Source organism: Wolbachia endosymbiont (group A) of Opomyza germinationis (genome assembly GCF_964264765.1).
Classification (GTDB): Bacteria; Pseudomonadota; Alphaproteobacteria; order Rickettsiales; family Anaplasmataceae; genus Wolbachia; species Wolbachia pipientis.
In genome coordinates this window covers 130,867-148,236 of sequence record NZ_OZ183482.1, presented here as the reverse complement: position 1 = coordinate 148,236, position 17,370 = coordinate 130,867, and the positions used below count along the sequence as shown (strand labels likewise).

Sequence of the window (17,370 nt, the reverse complement as noted above, 5' to 3'; positions counted from 1 at the left end):
CACTTCAGAAGAGCAAAGTACTCTGATAATCTGGAATTTCAAAGTAAGGTCTCGATATTACTTCTTTTATAACCTAACGAAAATCTGAGTTCAGAACATAAAACCAGTCCCTTAATATAACTACTTTGCTGTTCCCTTACTATCATTTACAAAGAAGCCCTTATATTTTTCTACTAAATCTGGTCTTTTCTTCATCTATATCTCCTTCTACACCTAGAACTCTATTCGCCAATTTCCTATTCTCTAGAGAAATAAGTAATGCTCTATATCACCGTCAGAAATTAATCTGCCGCACCGAGAACTGATAGACCTTTTTATCTTTCCCATTATCTCTTTTCTTGGGGTGAGTAAAACAATATATTTTTCCACATAGTTATAAGCTGGGAACCATAAAAACAGCTTCATGATCAGCCATTTTAAAAGTTCGATCAAGTTCAATATTCCTAAGCGTTGTACTTGCCTTATATGAACAATAACATCCCAATGTAAGGAAAGTTAATGCAGTCAAAGCAAGTGAAATAGATATTCCTAAATGAGACATTGTTAAACTTGTGCCAACAGCAAATACTCCAGATAATATAAGAGAAGCAGAGGCATAAATTATTTGCTTTCTACTCTGAGCTCTTGCTTCTGAGAATTGAGATTTTACTGCTGAACTTTGTTCAGAGACTCGAGATAGGTTGCTAGTCCTTTTACTATAACCTTGTTTTACATTAACACCCACAGACTCAGTGGCAACTTTTGAATCCATCTCATCCTGGATTGATATATCAATATTTTCCGGCTGTTCATTAGCTAGAATAAGCTCATCATGCAAATTTTTTACAGAGCAAAAATGTGAGGGATCGATACTAAAGCTTTCTTCAATGCCTTCTAATCGTTTATTCTCTTCCTTTAATCGTTCTATATTTCCTCGTAATATACTATTTTCTAATAGCAATTCCTCACATTGTTTCCCTTTTGCATCTATCTCTTGTTCCAGCTTTACTAGTTTAATTTCATAGTCTTTACATAACTCAGCTTTTCCTTCCGGTATATCTGCATCCTCCACTTGTATACACGAATCTTCGGTTTCTCTTTTTGTCTTTTCCGCTCTTAACAAATACTCATAATCATCTTCTAACCCATTTATTTTTTGCATTAATCGTTGATTGTTCTCATTCAGCCCATTTATAACTTCCTGCATCTTTTCTTTTTTATTAAATAGCAATTCCTTTTCTTCTTTCGCTGTAGCAAGTTTTTCCTTAAGTTCATCATTTTCTGCTAGAAAATCTTTATTCTCTTTTTCAAGTTTATCTACTTTTTTCTCTAACTCTTGAACACTGTTATCTAAGGATTCATTCATCTTTTCCAATCCCTTCAATTTTTGTTCAAGATACATGCTTTTAGAATCACTTTGTGGTAATCTTGTACCAATATCTACGAGAATTTCTCCTACAAAATCCATAAACTTTTTGAAATGTCTCTCATGAACTATCACTTCTTCACTTAGTGTAGTATTACCCAGCTTTTCCACAATTTCTTGGATTTTTTTTAAACTATTGGATAATAGCTCCATTCGTTCAACAATTTTAGTTACTTCACTTACGTTCAATTCATCACTCAGATCTGCATTACTAGTATAATTCTCACCAGTGGTAACTAGGTTAGATGGATTGGCAGGTTTAATCGGGGTACTCGTATCAACAGAAGCTCCAAATGGCATAAACAGTGCACTTCGGCTGCTCTTAATCGATCTACCTAGTGAAGGTATATCACTATTATAAAGTGTTCTATCACCACTAGAGGCAACTTGCTCTTGTCTATAATTTGTAGAAGTTCCTGTTGGACTAGTACCATTTTTCTGATCTTCTCTACTGCTTTCATTCGTAAAGCGCTTCACTCCCATTACCCTCCTAACATTCTCTCCAAGTTCTTCTCTTTCGATTATAATACGAGATTCATTTTTTTCATAGTTAATTTTATCATATAATTGTTCACATTCTTTGTAGGACAATATTGGTTGTAGCGTCTTCTTCTTTACTTCTTCATCGTAGAAAGCTCTCAGCTTATCATTTGATAATATTGCTATAGCTTCTTTTACATCAGGATGCAATTGAGAATGCCCATTTTTGCATGAATGAACACGGTTCAGTAGAAAAATCTTAACAGAGTGTTGCTTGTATTCCATAATTTCCTCTAATGTAATCCCCATAACTTTTTCTTGTGATTCTATGTATCCTAGAGCTTCTTCAAAGTCTTGTCTGTTAGAGGTGAGAGGTTGAGCTTTTTTTAACTTTTTGATCTCACTATCTTTTGGATGCACACCATTAACTTCAATAACAGGGATAACACTTGCAGAGTCAATCGCATTTAACACAATACTACAATCATCTTGATTTTTTAGGAAAGCTTTTAGCTGTTTTTTAAAGTTCAATAAATTACTTAATTTATCTTCATTAGTTTTAGATTTTTTGATTTGATCATAAACGTTTCTGGCTGCTTGGTTATTCTCTTTATCAGTCCTTATTTTACTTTCTAACTTACCAAGGAGTTTGCTCAGTGGTTTTTTAAGTTTCTTATAATCGTTAACAAGCAGTTCTCTTATCCGTCTTTCAAAATCTCCTTTTTCTTTGAATCTCAAAACAGTATATAGATCATCTTCAGCCCTCTGCTGATCGGATTTTGTATTTACAACCATAACCTTACCTAACACTAACAGATACTGCTGAACAGAACTTAAGGGCGAAGTTAAAACACACTTAGTTAAAGTCATAAGCACTTCTCCAATTAATCTTACTAATATTCTTCTGGAAAACAACATATCTACTGACCTTATTCTTGGGAATATAAATAGAAAAAGTGCATCACCTATAGTCTCCAGAAAACCTGGTGTTAGCTGTCAAATTAAGATTTCTAGAAAATACTCAATAATTCCAGACAGATTTCTCTAGGCCTGACCAGAACGTTTGGGTATCAAATAGGTCTTTCTGGAGTAATTAGGTGTTGTAACTTAGTTACAAATTTAGTACCATAGCGTTGTTTTCATGATATAGGGAGGTTTAAATGCCAATAGAAACAAAACGTCAGGCTGAAGTGCTTAAAAAGCTACAAGATGTGATAAAACATACAGATCGTGACATTGCGGCTGGAAGAAAGTTAGCTATTAAAAGGTGGGTCGAGACCTATATAGAGTATATCAAACTTTTTAAGGATGATAAGCTGGAATTCTTATATAATGTTTTTCGAGATGAAGGTTGTTGGTTAGGTACAAGGTTAAATAATACTGTTTTAGGTCAGAAATTGACTGAAGAGAAAATAGGAGAAATCGATAACCCACTACCAAGGTATGGTATGGCATCTAGGTACTGTATAACGGGCAAGATAGGTGATTTTTTCAACAAACAGTTTGTACTCTCTAGAGGTCAATTTACTTCAGAAGAGGTAGATAGTCAAGGTAATCCGATCAGTGATCAATATGTAAGAAACATTCTGCTATCATCCATGAAGAGAAATGGTCCTGTGTTTGATTTCTGGATCGATAGAGAATCTGGGGAATTAAAGAAGTATGATGCAGTAGAAGGTTTTGACAGTGCTGTAAAACTTAAGTGGAGCGAAGGGGTAGAGTATTTTTATAATCAGTTAGAGGAAAAAGATAAGGAGAAGAAGCTTACAGAAGCTATTGTTGCTCTTTCTCGTCCTCAATCTGTTGAGAAAGACGCTCCTATTTTAGATTTTTGTGTAAGGAATATAGGCGATAAAGATACTCTTTTACAGAAATTATTGCAGAAAGATAAGGGAGTATATTCCCTTCTTGCTGAATTAATAGAGTCATGTTTTTTTGATACGGTTCATGATTTGGTACAGTGCTGGTGTTATAAAGGCGTTTCAGCAGGAGGAGACTGTTCGGACAAGATATTCTCACAGCAAGACTATGAACTTTTTCTTTATTCACTTTCAAATGTGATGTTGAAAAATCCTGAGTTAAGTGTTCAAGCTAGATCCCTTATTATGGAGATTTGGAAATGTGAACGCTTTGCTGAATACAGAGAGACCTCTGTTAATACTTCTAATTATACAGTTCCTATAAAGAGTGTACTTGGGGGATTAATCATTAATTGGAAACGAGAAGATGTTTGTAAGCCCGATAGGGAAATAGAGAAAGAAGAAATATTAGATATGATTTCATTTGCCAAAGGTTGCTTTCCTGAAAAGTTTGACCTTTTTAAAGAAGTCATGATAGAAAATCTTAGAATATGTGGTAGGGAAGGAAAGAGGAAAGGTGTAGATTACGGCAAGTTTGCAGAAGAGTTATTTCTTCAGTTAGAGAAAGTAACTTTACCTTCTGTAGGTGATGGTCCTTGGAATAATTTGCGGTCTCAATCTAAGGTATCTTTGCCACTTGATGGTTCTGGTGATGGCCCACAGTCTGAGTTTGAAGCTCCTAGTGTGAGTGGTATTTCTGGTTCTCATAAGAAAAGAAGAATCTAGTCTACTCATTAATGTGAGTGGTTTTTCTGGTCTTAGCAAATAGAGAGGTGCTTTGTGTCTTTAATAAGAAGTTTAGTGGATGGAGATCTTGATGGTTTTAGACAAGAGTTTGAATCCTTTTTAGATCAATGTCCATTTTTCTTGTATCATGTAAGTACAGGACGTTTCCTTCCTGTATTCTTTTTCAGTATGTTTGCTACTGCTCATGATGCTAATATCTTAAAAGCAAATGAGAGAGTGTATTTTCGTTTTGATAATCATGGTATTGATACAGGTGGTAGAAATAGAAATACAGGGAACCTAAAAGTCGCTGTTTATCGTGACGGACAGCAAGTTGTCAGATGCTACAGTATTTCTGATCGTCTTAATAGTGATGGGTTAAGGTTCAGTACAAGGGAAAGAAATGCTCTAGTGCGAGAGATTAGAGGGCAAAATCCAAATTTAAGGGAAGAAGACCTAAATTTTGAGCAATACAAAGTATGCATGCATGGAAAGGGCAAGAGTCAGGGAGAGGCGATTGCAACAGTATTCGAGGTGATTCGTGAAAAAGATTCTCAAGGTAGAGATAGATTTGCTAAATATTCAGCGTCTGAGATTAGCCTTCTTAGGCATATAGAACGCAATAGGCTTAATGGGATTAATGCGCCTGCGCCACGCAGTTTGTTGACAGTTAAGGAAATAGGAAGTATACGACTCAATCAAGATCAGAGAGTACAGCTTGGTCATTTGGTCAATTTTGTGCAAGTTGCACCGGGTCAGCAAGGGATTTTCAGTTTTATGGAAGTGCTAGCAAGTAACCAAAGAATAAATATAGAACGTGGAATAAATGAAGGAATTTTGCCATACATAACTCGAATCTATCGTAGTTACCTAGGCAGCCTACAAAATGACATTCAAAATCGCAGTCAAAAGTTTGAGAGTCACGGATTTTTCTTAGGTTTGTTGGCAAATTTTATTCATCTCTACACAATAGATATTGACCTTGACTTGTCTCCTGGAAATTCATATGTTGCTTTTCTTATATGTCATCAGGCAGAGAGAGAAAACATTCCTATCGTTATTAATGTTACTAGATGGAGGACATCGTCTGATATTGCATTAAACCGCGCTAGAGCTGATGCTAAAAGATTACATGCTTCTTCATTTATATCTATTCACACTGAATCAAGAAATGCTGTTTGTATTGGATTAAATTTTAATCTGAATATAGATCCTTTTAGTATTGATACAGTAGAGTTTTTAGAGAATAGATTTCCTTTGGTACAAAGATTATTTGAGTGTTTGGAGGATGAAGGAATTAGAGAAAATATTAGAGATTTCTTGCTTCAACATCTTCCTAACGAAATACCAAGAAATGCAGAGAATTATAACAGAATATTTGATTGCATAACTGGTTTTGCTTTTGGGAATAGTATTTTAGAAGAGTTCAGATTAGTAAACGCAGTTCAACAACGTGTAAGAAAGTATATATTTAGATATGGTGATGAGAATCATGCTTTAACCATGGTCTTCCATACTCAAGGTTCTGATATAGTTATACTTCATATTAGAGATAACAACGCTGTACAACAAGGAGCCATCAATTTACAAGATCTTAATGTTGACGGAAATAATGTTCATGTACGGGAAGTTTCATGCACACTTAATAATCAACTTGGCCTTAATATTCATACAGATAACCTTGGTTTATATCACAATTACCAAAATAATAATGCAAATAATTTTCTTGGTGGTAATCTTGTGCAAGTGCCTAATGCTGGAAATGTGCATAATGCTTTAAATCAAGTTATGAATGATGGCTGGCAAGATAGATTTCAGCATCAAGAATTATTTAGAAACATTTCTGCAGTATTAATGCCAGAAGATACGCATGGCAATATGATAATAGATGTAAATAGCAAAGATAAGTTTCGCTCTATACTACATGGTACATTTTATGCTAGTGATAATCCTTATAAAGTGCTTGCTATGTATAAAGTTGGTCAAACATATAGTTTAAAAAGGTGGCAGGAAGAAGAAGGAGAAAGGGTAATACTTACAAGAGTTACAGAACAGAGACTAGGTCTTCTATTATTAAGACAACCTACAGCAGATACTCACCCAATTGGATATGTATTAGGATTTGCTGATAATGCAGAAGAAGTAGAACAGGAGCAAGACGAGGCAAGGTACAAAATAACAGAATTGATGAGCAAACAAAGGGGATATTTGCCTATTACTTCTGGAAATGAGGTGGTTTTGTCTTATGCTGTATTTAATAGAGGTGCACAGAGAGCAGAAGACTTTATATCTCTTCCACAACAAGCAGTGTATGTACATAGACTTGATCGTCGTGGTCATGACTCAAGACCAGAAGTATTAGTGGGACCTGAAAGTGTTATTGATGAAAATCCACCAGAAAATCTATTGTCAGATCAAACTCGTGAAAATTTCAGGCGCTTTTACATGGAAAAAAGACCAGGACAGAACTCGATTTTTTTGCTTGATATAGATGATAATCTGCACGTTCCATTTAGTTACTTGCAAGGTACTAGAGCACAGGCAATAGAAACATTAAGGTCAAGAATAAGGGGAGGTGGTACTTCTACAGCACAAGGAATATTACAACAAATAAACACTATCCTTCGTAGAAACAACGCTCGTGAAATAGAAGATGTGCATAATCTACTTGCACTAGACTTTGCAACAGAAAATCAAAATTTCCGTTATTGGCTACAAACTCATGACATGTTTTTCGCTGCACGACAATATACTTTCCATGATGATCGATCTAATCCAACTAATGATCGTCATGATTTTGCAATAACTTCAGTAGGAGTCGATGGAAATCAAAATGATCCAACAGGTAGGGACTTATTAAGTAGTAACATAGATAACTTTAAACAAAAAGTAGATTCGGGTGAAAAAGATAGATTAACTGCTATTATTAATGTAGGTAATCGTCATTGGGTTACATTAGTTATTGTCCACCAAAATGGAAATTATTATGGGTATTATGCTGATTCACTTGGTCCAGATAGTCGTATTGACAATAATATTCGAGGAGCTTTAAGAGAATGTGATATTAGCGATGATAATGTCCATGATGTTTCCGTTCATCAGCAAACAGATGGCCATAATTGTGGCATATGGGCATACGAAAATGCTAGGGATATTAACCAAGCTATTGATCAAGCTTTACAGGGAAATAGTAACTTTGGAGAGAAAGGTGAAGGTATTATAGGTTATATACGTGGTCTTCTTAGTGCAGGAATTGGAAATGACACTAGACAACCTCAAAGAAATGAACAATACTTTAGAAATCGGAGAAGAAATATTTCACAATTATTCCAAAATGATTCTCTATCTTCTCCTAGGGGTAGATTGATTCAAGGTCGTCCAGGAATTCAACATGAAATTGATCCATTACTATTACAATTTTTAGAACTCCAATATCCACAGCGTGGAGGTGGGGGAGCATTGCAATTAGGCGGAGAAAGAGTGATATCAATTGATTTTGGTCCGCAATCTGTATTGGATGAAATTGATGGAGTGAATAGAGTTTATGATCATAGCAATGGTAGAGGCAGTAGGTAGAGGTTAATAGGTGAATGAAGTATTTCTTTACTCCATATTTACGCGTTGGTTGTAATGGGTCTTTTAATTTATTTCTGCATATTTTTTTTGGGGGGTTGTTTATTAACAATAATATAGAAGATATTAATAAAGCTTTTGTCCGTAAAGCACATTCATGAGAGCGATATTTTCTTAAAATCAGCTAGCTTTAGATGCTGAAGTTGTGTACCGTTTAGAATAACTTCCTTAATTTTGGATATAAAATAATTTAAACGTAAGATCCACTGTAAAAGATAAGATTTAATTTGGAAGAAAAATTGATGTGATTAGAACTTGACCTTACATAGTATAGGAATATTTTTTATAAAAAGAACAATATCCATTTGAAATGTAAAATTATCATAAATTTTTCTTTTTGTTCTCAAATGAATTACTATTAATTTAGTATTATATATTGCTAATAACTTAAATAATCCAACCATTTCCAGCAACAAAAACCGCTACCCGTGAGAACATTTTTCTTTGGGATGGGATGGTCTACCGCTTGTTCTGTGCGAACTTTTACTTATAATGATTTTACTATACCCTAAAACTAGCTATTTTAGCCTATTTTGCCACATTTATATACGAACTAATTCGCTTAGCTTTGTTGTAATAATTTTACGTTTTTGTTTTTGAAACACCCCTTTTACGTAAAAAACTCTCACAAATATACGTACTTTTTTTGTGTTTTGTGAAGAAAGTAAATAATTGAATTGCTGTTAACGCTAGTTACTGTAATATTCCTCCCAGAAACGCTCCTGAACAAATATTGCTTGTACCGTTGAAGACGAAAAGATTTATGGTTAATCTTATTAAATTGATAACTTATTTGACTAAATAATTGCATAGTGGTATACTAAGTTAATTAAGCTTGTAGTAAGTAAGAAATATGCCAGGTGTTATTGATAATCAAAATTCTATTAGCGATGATTTTGTAAATATTAGCAATACTTTAATAAAAGAGGTCTTAATTGAAAAGCTCGGACCAATTAAGAGTGAATTAGAAGCTCGAGATGAACATGATCTCGACGCGCTTTTGAATCAAGACATTTCTAGTTTAATTAAAATATGGAAGAATATAGAGCGTTCTGAGAATAGTGAGTTAAATGATGCTTCTGACCTTGCCGATCTGATAACAGGACAAATTGCAGAATTTGATAAAGAAAAATTACTAGAAATGTGTACTCTCAGTAAAATTGCCTATGGTGATGGGGACAGGAAATTAAAGAAAGATGAATATGAAACTAAAAGGCAGTTTGAAGAAGCAGGTTATCAAATAATAAAATTTTATGACAATGAACTCATTCAAGATAAATATTGCTCAGATAGTGATTATAAATTAGAACAACACAATGTCGGCTATGCTTTGACGGGTAGCAATTCATACAATCGAGATGTTGGTTATGTTTTTATTAAAGACAAGGAAGTAACTATAGCTTATCATGGTACTCGCGATTTGAATGATTTGAAGGAAGATCTTCGTGCATCTTTGACTAAGTTATCATTTTTATCTGGAGATAATTATATCCACTCTGGTTTCTACTCTTTATTCAAACGCTCTTGGCCCAGCGTACACAAGATATTACAAGGGCATGCTAATGATAAAGGATTAGAAGGAATCAAAAGTTTAAAAATTAATGTTACAGGTCATAGCATGGGAGGTGCTCTTGCTACTATAGCTGCTTTATGTCTTGATAAAACAGAAGAAGCCAAAGAGGTTGTCCGGAAACAAGTAAAAGGCTATAATATCTGAAATTTTAGTACGGGGTAAAGATGAGAAAAAAGTATCCAACAGATCTAAGCGAAAGGGAATGGGCAAGAATAGAAAAACACTTCAGAGTATCATACAAGAAAGGAGGAAGGCCGCCAAAGTATAGCAAAAGAGAAATATTAGAAGCAATTTTCTATGTATTGCGTACAGGGTGTCAATGGCGGTATTTACCAAATGATTTTCCGCTATGGAAGACTGTGTATGAGCAGTTCAGGCAATGGAAGAAGCAGGGAATTTTTGAGAAAATGAATTATGAAATTACAAAATATAGTAGAAGAAAAATAGGAAGGAATGAGCAGCCGAGTGCCTGTATAGTAGATAGTCAATCTGTAAAGACTACAGAAAAGGGGGGATCAAAGGCTATGATGGAAGTAAAAAAGTAAAGGGTAGAAAAAGGCATATAATTACAGACACTCAGGGTTTTATACTAGGTTGTTACGTAGGCGCTGCTAACGAAAATGATAGAGATGGTATTAAAATAGCATTAAACAATATGAGAACAAAATATACTAAAGTTAAAAAAATGTGGGCTGACATGGGATACCAAGGAAGAAATTTAAAGAATCACATAAAGGAAGAATATGACATAGATATTGAAATTGTTAAAAGGCCTCCATGTAGATTTTGGGTGCACAAAGATACGCCACCTGAGCTACTACCAACAAGAGAACAAGGGTTTAAAGTACAGCCAAGAAGATGGGTTGTAGAAAGGACTTTTGCTTGGGTTAATAGGAATAGAAGGCTATCGAAGGAGTATGATTTACTCACAACATCCACTGAGAATTTCATATACCTAGCTATGAGTAGGGTTATGTTAAAGAGGGAATATGCTTGAATTTACTAGTTTCCGGACAACCTCTAATAGTGACGTTGTTTGTTATAAAAAATTTCTATATATTCAAATATAGCAGTTTTGATATGCTGTTTAGAGTGCCGAGAGGTGTCTATTGGTAACTCCCTTTTTAGAGAACTGAAGAAGCTTTCCACAACAGAATTGTCGTAACAACAACCTTTATAACTCATCTATGTTTTTTATGGATAAGAGATATTGATAACCTTGCGAAGTATATTGTGAACCTTGATCACTATGTAATAGTAGATTTTTGGCAGGTTTACGCTTGTTAACGGCCATTAATAAAGAGTCCATAACCAATTGTTTATTTATTGAACTGCTCATTAACTACCATGCGTGAATATAGATCGATTATTGTTGCCAAATATAGCCATCCTTCTTTGGTTTTTATATAAGTAATCCCATACTTTATTTGGTTGATCGACAATAAAGTTTTGGTCTAATATATTGGGAGCTACTGTCCGTTTGTTGTTTCTTAATTTTAAATTTTCTTCTCAATATAGCCTGAATACCATTTTTCTGCATAATACTTTGCACTGTTTTTAAGTTGCAACTTTTACCCAAAGCCTTCAATTCAGCATGAATTTTAGGAGCTCCATATCTACATTTAGAAGCTTGATATATTTTTTGAATATCTGCTAATAACTCTTTATTTGCTGATTCTCTACTGCTTATTTTCCTTGTAGTCCACTTATAGTAGCCACTAGCAGAAAACCCTACATAATTCCTGCACTTTATAGTGTTTACTATGCTCTTTTATGAAAAAATATTTTACTCTTTTTGACTGGCTAGGGCTTTTTTTAAAATGTCTCTTTCTCTTGTTACTTTTGCTAACTCTTTCTGTAAATCAAATCTCTCTTTGTCATAAGGTGCTACATCTGGAAATGCATTTGCCGCTGACTTTTTTTCGTTATATTTCTTCATCCATTTTCCTAATACACTATCCCTTATTCCTAGATCTCTTGCTACTTTTGCAACTGGTTGACCTACCTTTCTTTGTTCATTTGCCAGCTTAACAGCTTCCAATTTGAATTCTGCCGTATATTCTCTTGCCATTTCTAATCCTCCAAAATTTTATTTTACCCGAAAAAACTCCTTTCTTTCTCTCCACTTTTTCTGGGTAAGGTCAAGAAGCCTATTGTCTAATTATGTACCTAAATTTTATTACGGCACTTTCACTACTACTTTAACGAGTGAGCTACCTTTCTATAAAAGACCTATCGACTGTTGCAATTATAGGCGTAAACAAGAATGATAAAAGAGTACGAGATTGAGTAACTATGTACACTTCTGCTGGCATACCAGGGTATAGGTATACGTTTTTAAACTGAGCAAGCTCTGGTTTTGGTATCACTACACGTACTGAATAATAACGCCCTAGTCTTGGATCATCAAGAGCGTCAGGAGAAATATGGCTTACTATACCACTAATTAAACTTAAACGACGTGCACTGTAAGCACTTAACCGGACTTTAACCTTTAGCCCTTCTAGCCCATCAATAGAGACTATGTTGCTATCTTTCTTTTGTGCCGACAGTACCTCTTCTATGTTTCTGGTCTGAATTTTAGCATCTATTATTAGGTCATCATCCGATGGCACTACGCTCATGATCGGAACTCCAGATTGTATAACACCACCTTCAGTATGGTATCTTATATCTGTGACTATCCCATCTTGAGGCGATTTAATTATTGTACGTGCTAATGAATCTTCAGCAACCATCAGCCTCTCTTTCAAGTCTGCAATAGACGTACTAACTTCCTTAAGTTCAGCGTTTGCTCTTTCTTGAGAATCGTTTCTCACGTTTATAATTTCTAATTCGTTCTCTCCAATTTTTTGCTGCACTTGAGATATTGCAGAACGGTAATGTCCAACTCTGCCTTCAATTTCAGCAAACTGCTTTTCTAAAGCTAAAATGTGTGGTTTGCTTATATGGCCACTATCAAGTAATTGTCTTTTTGTTTCCAACTCCTCAGTTATCAAGTCATATTGCTTATGAGCTGCATTTAGTTGAAAGTTTAGCCCCGCTAATTCATCATTTAACTGCTTTATACGTTGTTGCAGTATGTCTGTTTTTCCCAATATGCTCTTTCTCTGAGAGTTGAACAACTTTACTTGATTCTTTATCGCTTTATTTACAAGTTCATCGTGAGATAATTTTTTAACCTCATCAGGAAACTCGAGCGTGTCCAAATCTACTCTGATTGCAAGAAGCCTTGCTTCTGTTGCTAAAAATGATAAGAGCTTCTCTTTGATAATACTTAAATTCGCCTTCTCGTTAACATCACTCAACAAAACTAGAGGCTCATCTTTTTTAACTGCTTGGCTCTCTTTGACTAAAATTTTGCTTATTATTCCTCCACCCAAGTGTTGAACTATTTTCCTATTTGAAGATACAATAACTTCTCCACTTGCATGCACCGCACCGTCAATTGGAGCTATAGCCGACCAAATACCACCTATCCCAAAAAAGATAAGTATTACTACCAGACCAAAAAATAGTGGTCCCCATGTTACTCTCAGAACTTCATTTACGTTATTACTTTCACGTTTTAAAATAAAATTTATCATCGCATCAATCAATGCGAACGTCTTATCCAAAAATTTTGGGTACTTCTTCTTTTTATTTTTTGCTCCTTGCATATTTATATTATCACTATGGCCAATCAAGCCTGTCAAAGAAAATCCAGTGCTAAGCTTTTTTAACTTACTGATCATAATACTACTGTGAATTTGTGTTAACTCAAGATAACACACAAAAACAAAGAATCTATAATTTAAGCATTCCATTTAGACTGTAGAGCACCAGAATAAACTATTTAGTAACAATTCCTGCATAACTATGTTTTTAAAATTTTTTGACGTTTAACTTTATTATAACTTTTCCTTTATTTTGTGAATATCTGAGTTACTTATATTATGTAAGAAATCTATTGCCAACTAGTCAATATTCTGTTAGGAATTAAGATAATATAAAGTTATTATGTTTGGATTGGAAAGCAGAAAGTTCCTGATTACTGGTGCATCAGGCGGAATAGGGCAAGCAATTGTAAAAATTATGCACAAAGCCGGAGCAACTTTATGTGTTTCTGGCACAAAAAAAGAAGTGCTCGAAGAAGTTGCTAAACAATATGAAAAAAATATGCACGTACTCCCTTGTGATTTATCAAATGCTGAGGAAGTAAATCAACTAGTAAACAGAGCAAGTGAGTTGATGGAAGGCTTTGACGGGCTTGTATGCAACGCGGGCATTACGCAAGACAGTTTATTATTGAGAATGACAGATGAAACATGGCAAAAAGTAATTGATATTAACTTGAGTTCTACATTTAAGCTGAGTAGAGAAGCATGCAGGAAACTAATTAAGAATAATTGGGGAAGAATTATAAATATTTCCTCAATAATAGGGCTGACAGGAAACGCCGGGCAAGCAAATTATGCAGCGTCTAAAGCTGGAATAATAGCTATGAGCAAATCTATAGCAAAAGAAGTTGCAAGTCGTAATATAACAGTAAATTGTATTGCTCCTGGGTTTATAGATACTAAAATGACTGAAGTTTTAAATGAAGTGCAAAAGGGAAAAATATTAGATAATATTCCAATGAAAAGAATGGGAACAGGGGAAGAAATAGCAGCAGGGGTCTTATTTTTAGCAAGTGATGAAGCAAAATATATAACAGGGCATGTGCTTAACATTAATGGTGGGTTATTTATGTAGCAACACTTATGTATGGACAAATTATAATTTTTACTTTAAAATAAAAATATGTGTAGGTGTAGGTTTACGTTAATTTATTATTTAGAGGCAAAAAAATGAGCTCTATAATGGAATTTTTTAGTGTTTTTTGCGTAGTATTGCTTTTCTCTTTCTCAGGTTATGCAGCTGACCCTGATATGGATGACACAACTAAAGTAATATGCAATATTATTGGTTATGTTTGGGGGATAGGCGGTCCACTTATGACGGTAGTAATAATTGGTGCAGCTTTGCTTGCAATATTTGGCAGGATGCCGTGGCCAGCCCTCTTTGCTCTTGGCATGTTCTGTGGTGTATTTTTTGGCGCTAAAACTATCATAACGAAAATTATGCCCAATGTAAGCGATGAAGCAAAAGCTATGTTGGAAAATTGTGGAAAGAGAAACCCATAAAAGTACAGAAATGCTTTTTTGTTATCCATTAAATCGCTTCATATCTTCAACTTGCAACAAATAAGGGCTATCTTTTGGTAAAGTTTTAACAGCTAGCTCAGCATATTTTGTAAATTGCTTTAAATCACCTTCAATACAAGCCTTTTTTGTCAAAGCAAAATAATGCATTGCCGTATCAGCGTCACATTTATATGCAACGCTTAAATATTTCCAGACAAAAGCGTTATTTGGTTCTACATTCAAAATCTGCTCCAGGTAAAAAATTGCCTTTTTTGCATCACCGTGTAATAATAAAGTATGAGATAATGCAAGTTTCACTAAATAACTGTTTTTCTCAGATAAATACCTAAGCGATTCCTCATACATTTTTATTGCTTCACTTAAATTTCCAGCCTTGTATAGCATTTCTGCTTTTAATTCATATAGGTATGGGTCATTGCGTGACTCTTGAATCAATGAATTAACTTTAGCAATAGCCTCCTCTATCTTTCCTTGCCTATAGCAAACTATAGCATTTACATACTCAGAATTATCTTCATATTTATTAGATAACACATGAATAGGAGCAAAGAAAGAGTCTAGCTTTGCAACCACACGCTCAAACTTTAGTAACTTATCCGCAAAAATTGGTTTTACGTTGTTTTTGACCTTATAATTCTGTACAGCAAATATACGTTTCTCACTAAGTGGGTGAGTACGGAAATATTCCTCGGTATTCTCATGCTCAATACTTTTAAAATAATCAAAAATCTCTTTCATACCTGAATTATCATAGCCAGATTCATCAAGGTACCTTAAAGCATAGCTATCTGCTACACTTTCTTGCTCTTGAGAATAGTTAAAAAATAGCCTTGAACTGAGTGCTACACCACTAAGCAAAATTGCACCAGCAACCTGAGGGTTAATGATAATACTAGAAACTAATCCTACCATATAACTAATCATTGCTATCGATTGAAAATAACCCATAGCACTACTCATTTGCAATATATGACCAGCAGATATGTGAGCAATCTCATGTGCTAATATACCAAGCAAGACATAAGGTTTAGCCGAATATCGTAAAAGCCCTAAATGAATGAAGATACTGTTATTGTTAATTACAAAAGCATTAATCGAACTGTCATTAATTACAAAAACTTTCACTTGATCATGATCAATATCTGCAGCAGAAAATAAAGGTTGCGCTAGCTCTTTCACTATTGCTTCCACCTCACTATCTCTAATAATGTTAATAGAGTAAGCATTATTATAATATGCAAGAAAGAACAATAAGGTCAAAAACTTAGCAATTCTAAACATGAAAATTCTGTGCTTGTATAATTTACAGGAATTTTATATTTTAACACTTAAATTATACAAATTTATAAACGCTAGTTTAATTTTTTAACGTAACTGATAAGTTTGTCGATGGTAGTTAACTTAATTTTATGTTGTTCAGCAAATTTAAGCAACTGAGGTAAGCGCATCATAGAGCCATCATCATTCACTAATTCACACCCTACAGCTGCATGATTAAGACCAACCAACTTTGCTATTTCAACACTTGCTTCAGTGTGACCATTGCGTGCTAAAACCCCGCCTTCATTTGCAATAATAGGGAAAACATGCCCTGGAGTAATAATATCGTCCTTAGTACTCTTTTCATCAATGGCAGTAAGTATCGTATGCGTTCTATCATGAGCAGAAACACCTGTTGTAATGCCATAACGCGCATCAATTGACGTAGTAAATGCAGTATGAGGAGTAAGCTTTTCATCTACATTGCTCTTCCTCATAAACTCAAGATTTAGTTTACTCATATGAAGCTTTGTCATAGCTAAAAATACAATACCAGTACCGTATCTAACCATAAAAGCCATATGTTCTGGTTTTACTTTTTCAGCTAAGACAACCAAATCACCTTCATTCTCTCTACTTTCATCATCAACTAAAATGAACAATTTACCGGAACGAGCATCCTCTAATACATCTTCCACAGAAGAAATACCGGGTAGACTCATTGAAGCATAAGTGGCCTGTACCATAATAATTTACTTAAATTCAATCTTAACTATTTTATACAATTTCTCTCCATTTGGCACTGTCACTTCCACATACTCACCGACTTTTTTGCCGATTAAGGCACTCCCGAGTGGTGAACTAGTAGATATTAACTGCTTTGAAACATCAGCTTCATATTCGCCTACAACCTTATAAACATATTCCACTTCACCGTTATTATCACTTAACATTCTTAATGTCACAGTTGCACCAAATATTACTGAATCACCAGACAAATTTTTTACTTCTATTACTTCCGCATGTGAGAGCTTACTTTCTATCTCCATTATACGGCCTTCAATAAAACCTAACCTTTCCCGTGCAGCATGATACTCTGCGTTTTCAGACAAATCACCTTGATCACGAGCATCAGAAATAGCTTGTATAACAGAAGGCTTTTCTTCCTTTAATTTTTCAAGTTCGGCTTGCATATTCTCAAAACCTTCCCTCGTCATAGGAAATTTATTAATAATAGATGAAGCCATA

At 34.5% G+C, this 17,370-nt stretch carries 15 protein-coding genes; 6 read left to right on the top strand and 9 right to left on the bottom strand.

What is annotated here, in order from left to right; all coding sequences use genetic code 11:
• Positions 1–373: 373 nt before the first annotated feature.
• Positions 374–2,803 carry a hypothetical protein gene (locus tag ACFEL3_RS00795; RefSeq protein ID WP_208571664.1) on the bottom strand — a complete coding sequence of 810 codons (2,430 nt, stop codon included), beginning with the start codon at positions 2,801–2,803 and terminating at the stop codon, positions 374–376.
• Positions 2,804–3,045: 242 nt separating this feature from the next.
• Between ACFEL3_RS00795 and cifA the strand changes: the two genes are divergently transcribed.
• From cifA to ACFEL3_RS00775, 4 genes are all read left to right on the top strand, one after another.
• Positions 3,046–4,470 (top strand): cytoplasmic incompatibility factor CifA, encoded by a 1,425-nt coding sequence (gene cifA, locus ACFEL3_RS00790; protein WP_155968735.1) that lies wholly within the window; start codon positions 3,046–3,048, stop codon positions 4,468–4,470.
• 75 nt (positions 4,471–4,545) lie between these two features.
• A complete protein-coding gene (gene cifB, locus ACFEL3_RS00785; RefSeq protein ID WP_182365082.1) occupies positions 4,546–8,046 on the top strand; it encodes a cytoplasmic incompatibility factor CifB in 3,501 nt (1,166 codons plus the stop codon).
• A 910-nt stretch (positions 8,047–8,956) separates the two neighbouring features.
• Positions 8,957–9,820, top strand: a complete 864-nt coding sequence (locus ACFEL3_RS00780) for a lipase family protein (protein WP_138317963.1) — start codon at positions 8,957–8,959, stop codon at positions 9,818–9,820.
• Between the two features lie 20 nt (positions 9,821–9,840).
• Positions 9,841–10,673 (top strand): IS5-like element ISWpi1 family transposase gene (locus ACFEL3_RS00775; RefSeq protein ID WP_094189578.1). Its coding sequence is split into 2 segments (ribosomal slippage): positions 9,841–10,210 and positions 10,210–10,673, totalling 834 coding nucleotides; the frame shifts between segments, so codons are not numbered across the junction.
• A 23-nt stretch (positions 10,674–10,696) separates the two neighbouring features.
• On the opposite strand, the gene ACFEL3_RS00770 is transcribed toward ACFEL3_RS00775, so the two are convergent.
• The 5 genes from ACFEL3_RS00770 to ACFEL3_RS00750 form a co-directional block, all read right to left on the bottom strand.
• On the bottom strand, positions 10,697–10,861 hold the full coding sequence (locus ACFEL3_RS00770) for an IS3 family transposase (RefSeq protein WP_080717620.1): 165 nt from the start codon (positions 10,859–10,861) through the stop codon (positions 10,697–10,699).
• The gene (locus ACFEL3_RS00765) at positions 10,851–10,985 is read right to left on the bottom strand and encodes a hypothetical protein (RefSeq protein WP_375316743.1); all 135 of its coding nucleotides are present in this window, start codon (positions 10,983–10,985) and stop codon (positions 10,851–10,853) included. The genes ACFEL3_RS00770 and ACFEL3_RS00765 overlap by 11 nt, the downstream gene beginning before the upstream one ends.
• 114 nt (positions 10,986–11,099) lie before the next feature.
• Positions 11,100–11,315 carry an IS3 family transposase gene (locus ACFEL3_RS00760; RefSeq protein ID WP_245836010.1) on the bottom strand — a complete coding sequence of 72 codons (216 nt, stop codon included), beginning with the start codon at positions 11,313–11,315 and terminating at the stop codon, positions 11,100–11,102.
• A 147-nt stretch (positions 11,316–11,462) separates the two neighbouring features.
• On the bottom strand, positions 11,463–11,747 hold the full coding sequence (locus ACFEL3_RS00755; protein ID WP_038198869.1) for a transposase: 285 nt from the start codon (positions 11,745–11,747) through the stop codon (positions 11,463–11,465).
• 142 nt (positions 11,748–11,889) lie between these two features.
• Complete coding sequence (locus ACFEL3_RS00750; RefSeq protein ID WP_010962735.1) at positions 11,890–13,410, bottom strand: HlyD family type I secretion periplasmic adaptor subunit; 1,521 nt, start codon at positions 13,408–13,410, stop codon at positions 11,890–11,892.
• 265 nt (positions 13,411–13,675) lie between these two features.
• On the opposite strand from ACFEL3_RS00750, the gene fabG reads away from it, so the two are divergent.
• Positions 13,676–14,410 carry a 3-oxoacyl-[acyl-carrier-protein] reductase gene (fabG, locus tag ACFEL3_RS00745; RefSeq protein ID WP_010962736.1) on the top strand — a complete coding sequence of 245 codons (735 nt, stop codon included), beginning with the start codon at positions 13,676–13,678 and terminating at the stop codon, positions 14,408–14,410.
• A 95-nt stretch (positions 14,411–14,505) separates the two neighbouring features.
• Positions 14,506–14,841 carry a TrbC/VirB2 family protein gene (locus ACFEL3_RS00740; protein ID WP_070356877.1) on the top strand — a complete coding sequence of 112 codons (336 nt, stop codon included), beginning with the start codon at positions 14,506–14,508 and terminating at the stop codon, positions 14,839–14,841.
• Between the two features lie 21 nt (positions 14,842–14,862).
• On the opposite strand, the gene ACFEL3_RS00735 is transcribed toward ACFEL3_RS00740, so the two are convergent.
• The 3 genes from ACFEL3_RS00735 to greA all read right to left on the bottom strand — a co-directional run bounded on the left by ACFEL3_RS00735 (position 14,863) and on the right by greA (position 17,369).
• A complete protein-coding gene (locus ACFEL3_RS00735; RefSeq protein ID WP_182282544.1) occupies positions 14,863–16,143 on the bottom strand; it encodes a M48 family metalloprotease in 1,281 nt (426 codons plus the stop codon).
• A gap of 71 nt (positions 16,144–16,214) precedes the next feature.
• A complete protein-coding gene (ribB, locus tag ACFEL3_RS00730; RefSeq protein WP_038198925.1) occupies positions 16,215–16,868 on the bottom strand; it encodes a 3,4-dihydroxy-2-butanone-4-phosphate synthase in 654 nt (217 codons plus the stop codon).
• Positions 16,869–16,874: 6 nt separating this feature from the next.
• A complete protein-coding gene (greA, locus tag ACFEL3_RS00725; protein ID WP_010962740.1) occupies positions 16,875–17,369 on the bottom strand; it encodes a transcription elongation factor GreA in 495 nt (164 codons plus the stop codon).
• Position 17,370: the final 1 nt, after the last annotated feature.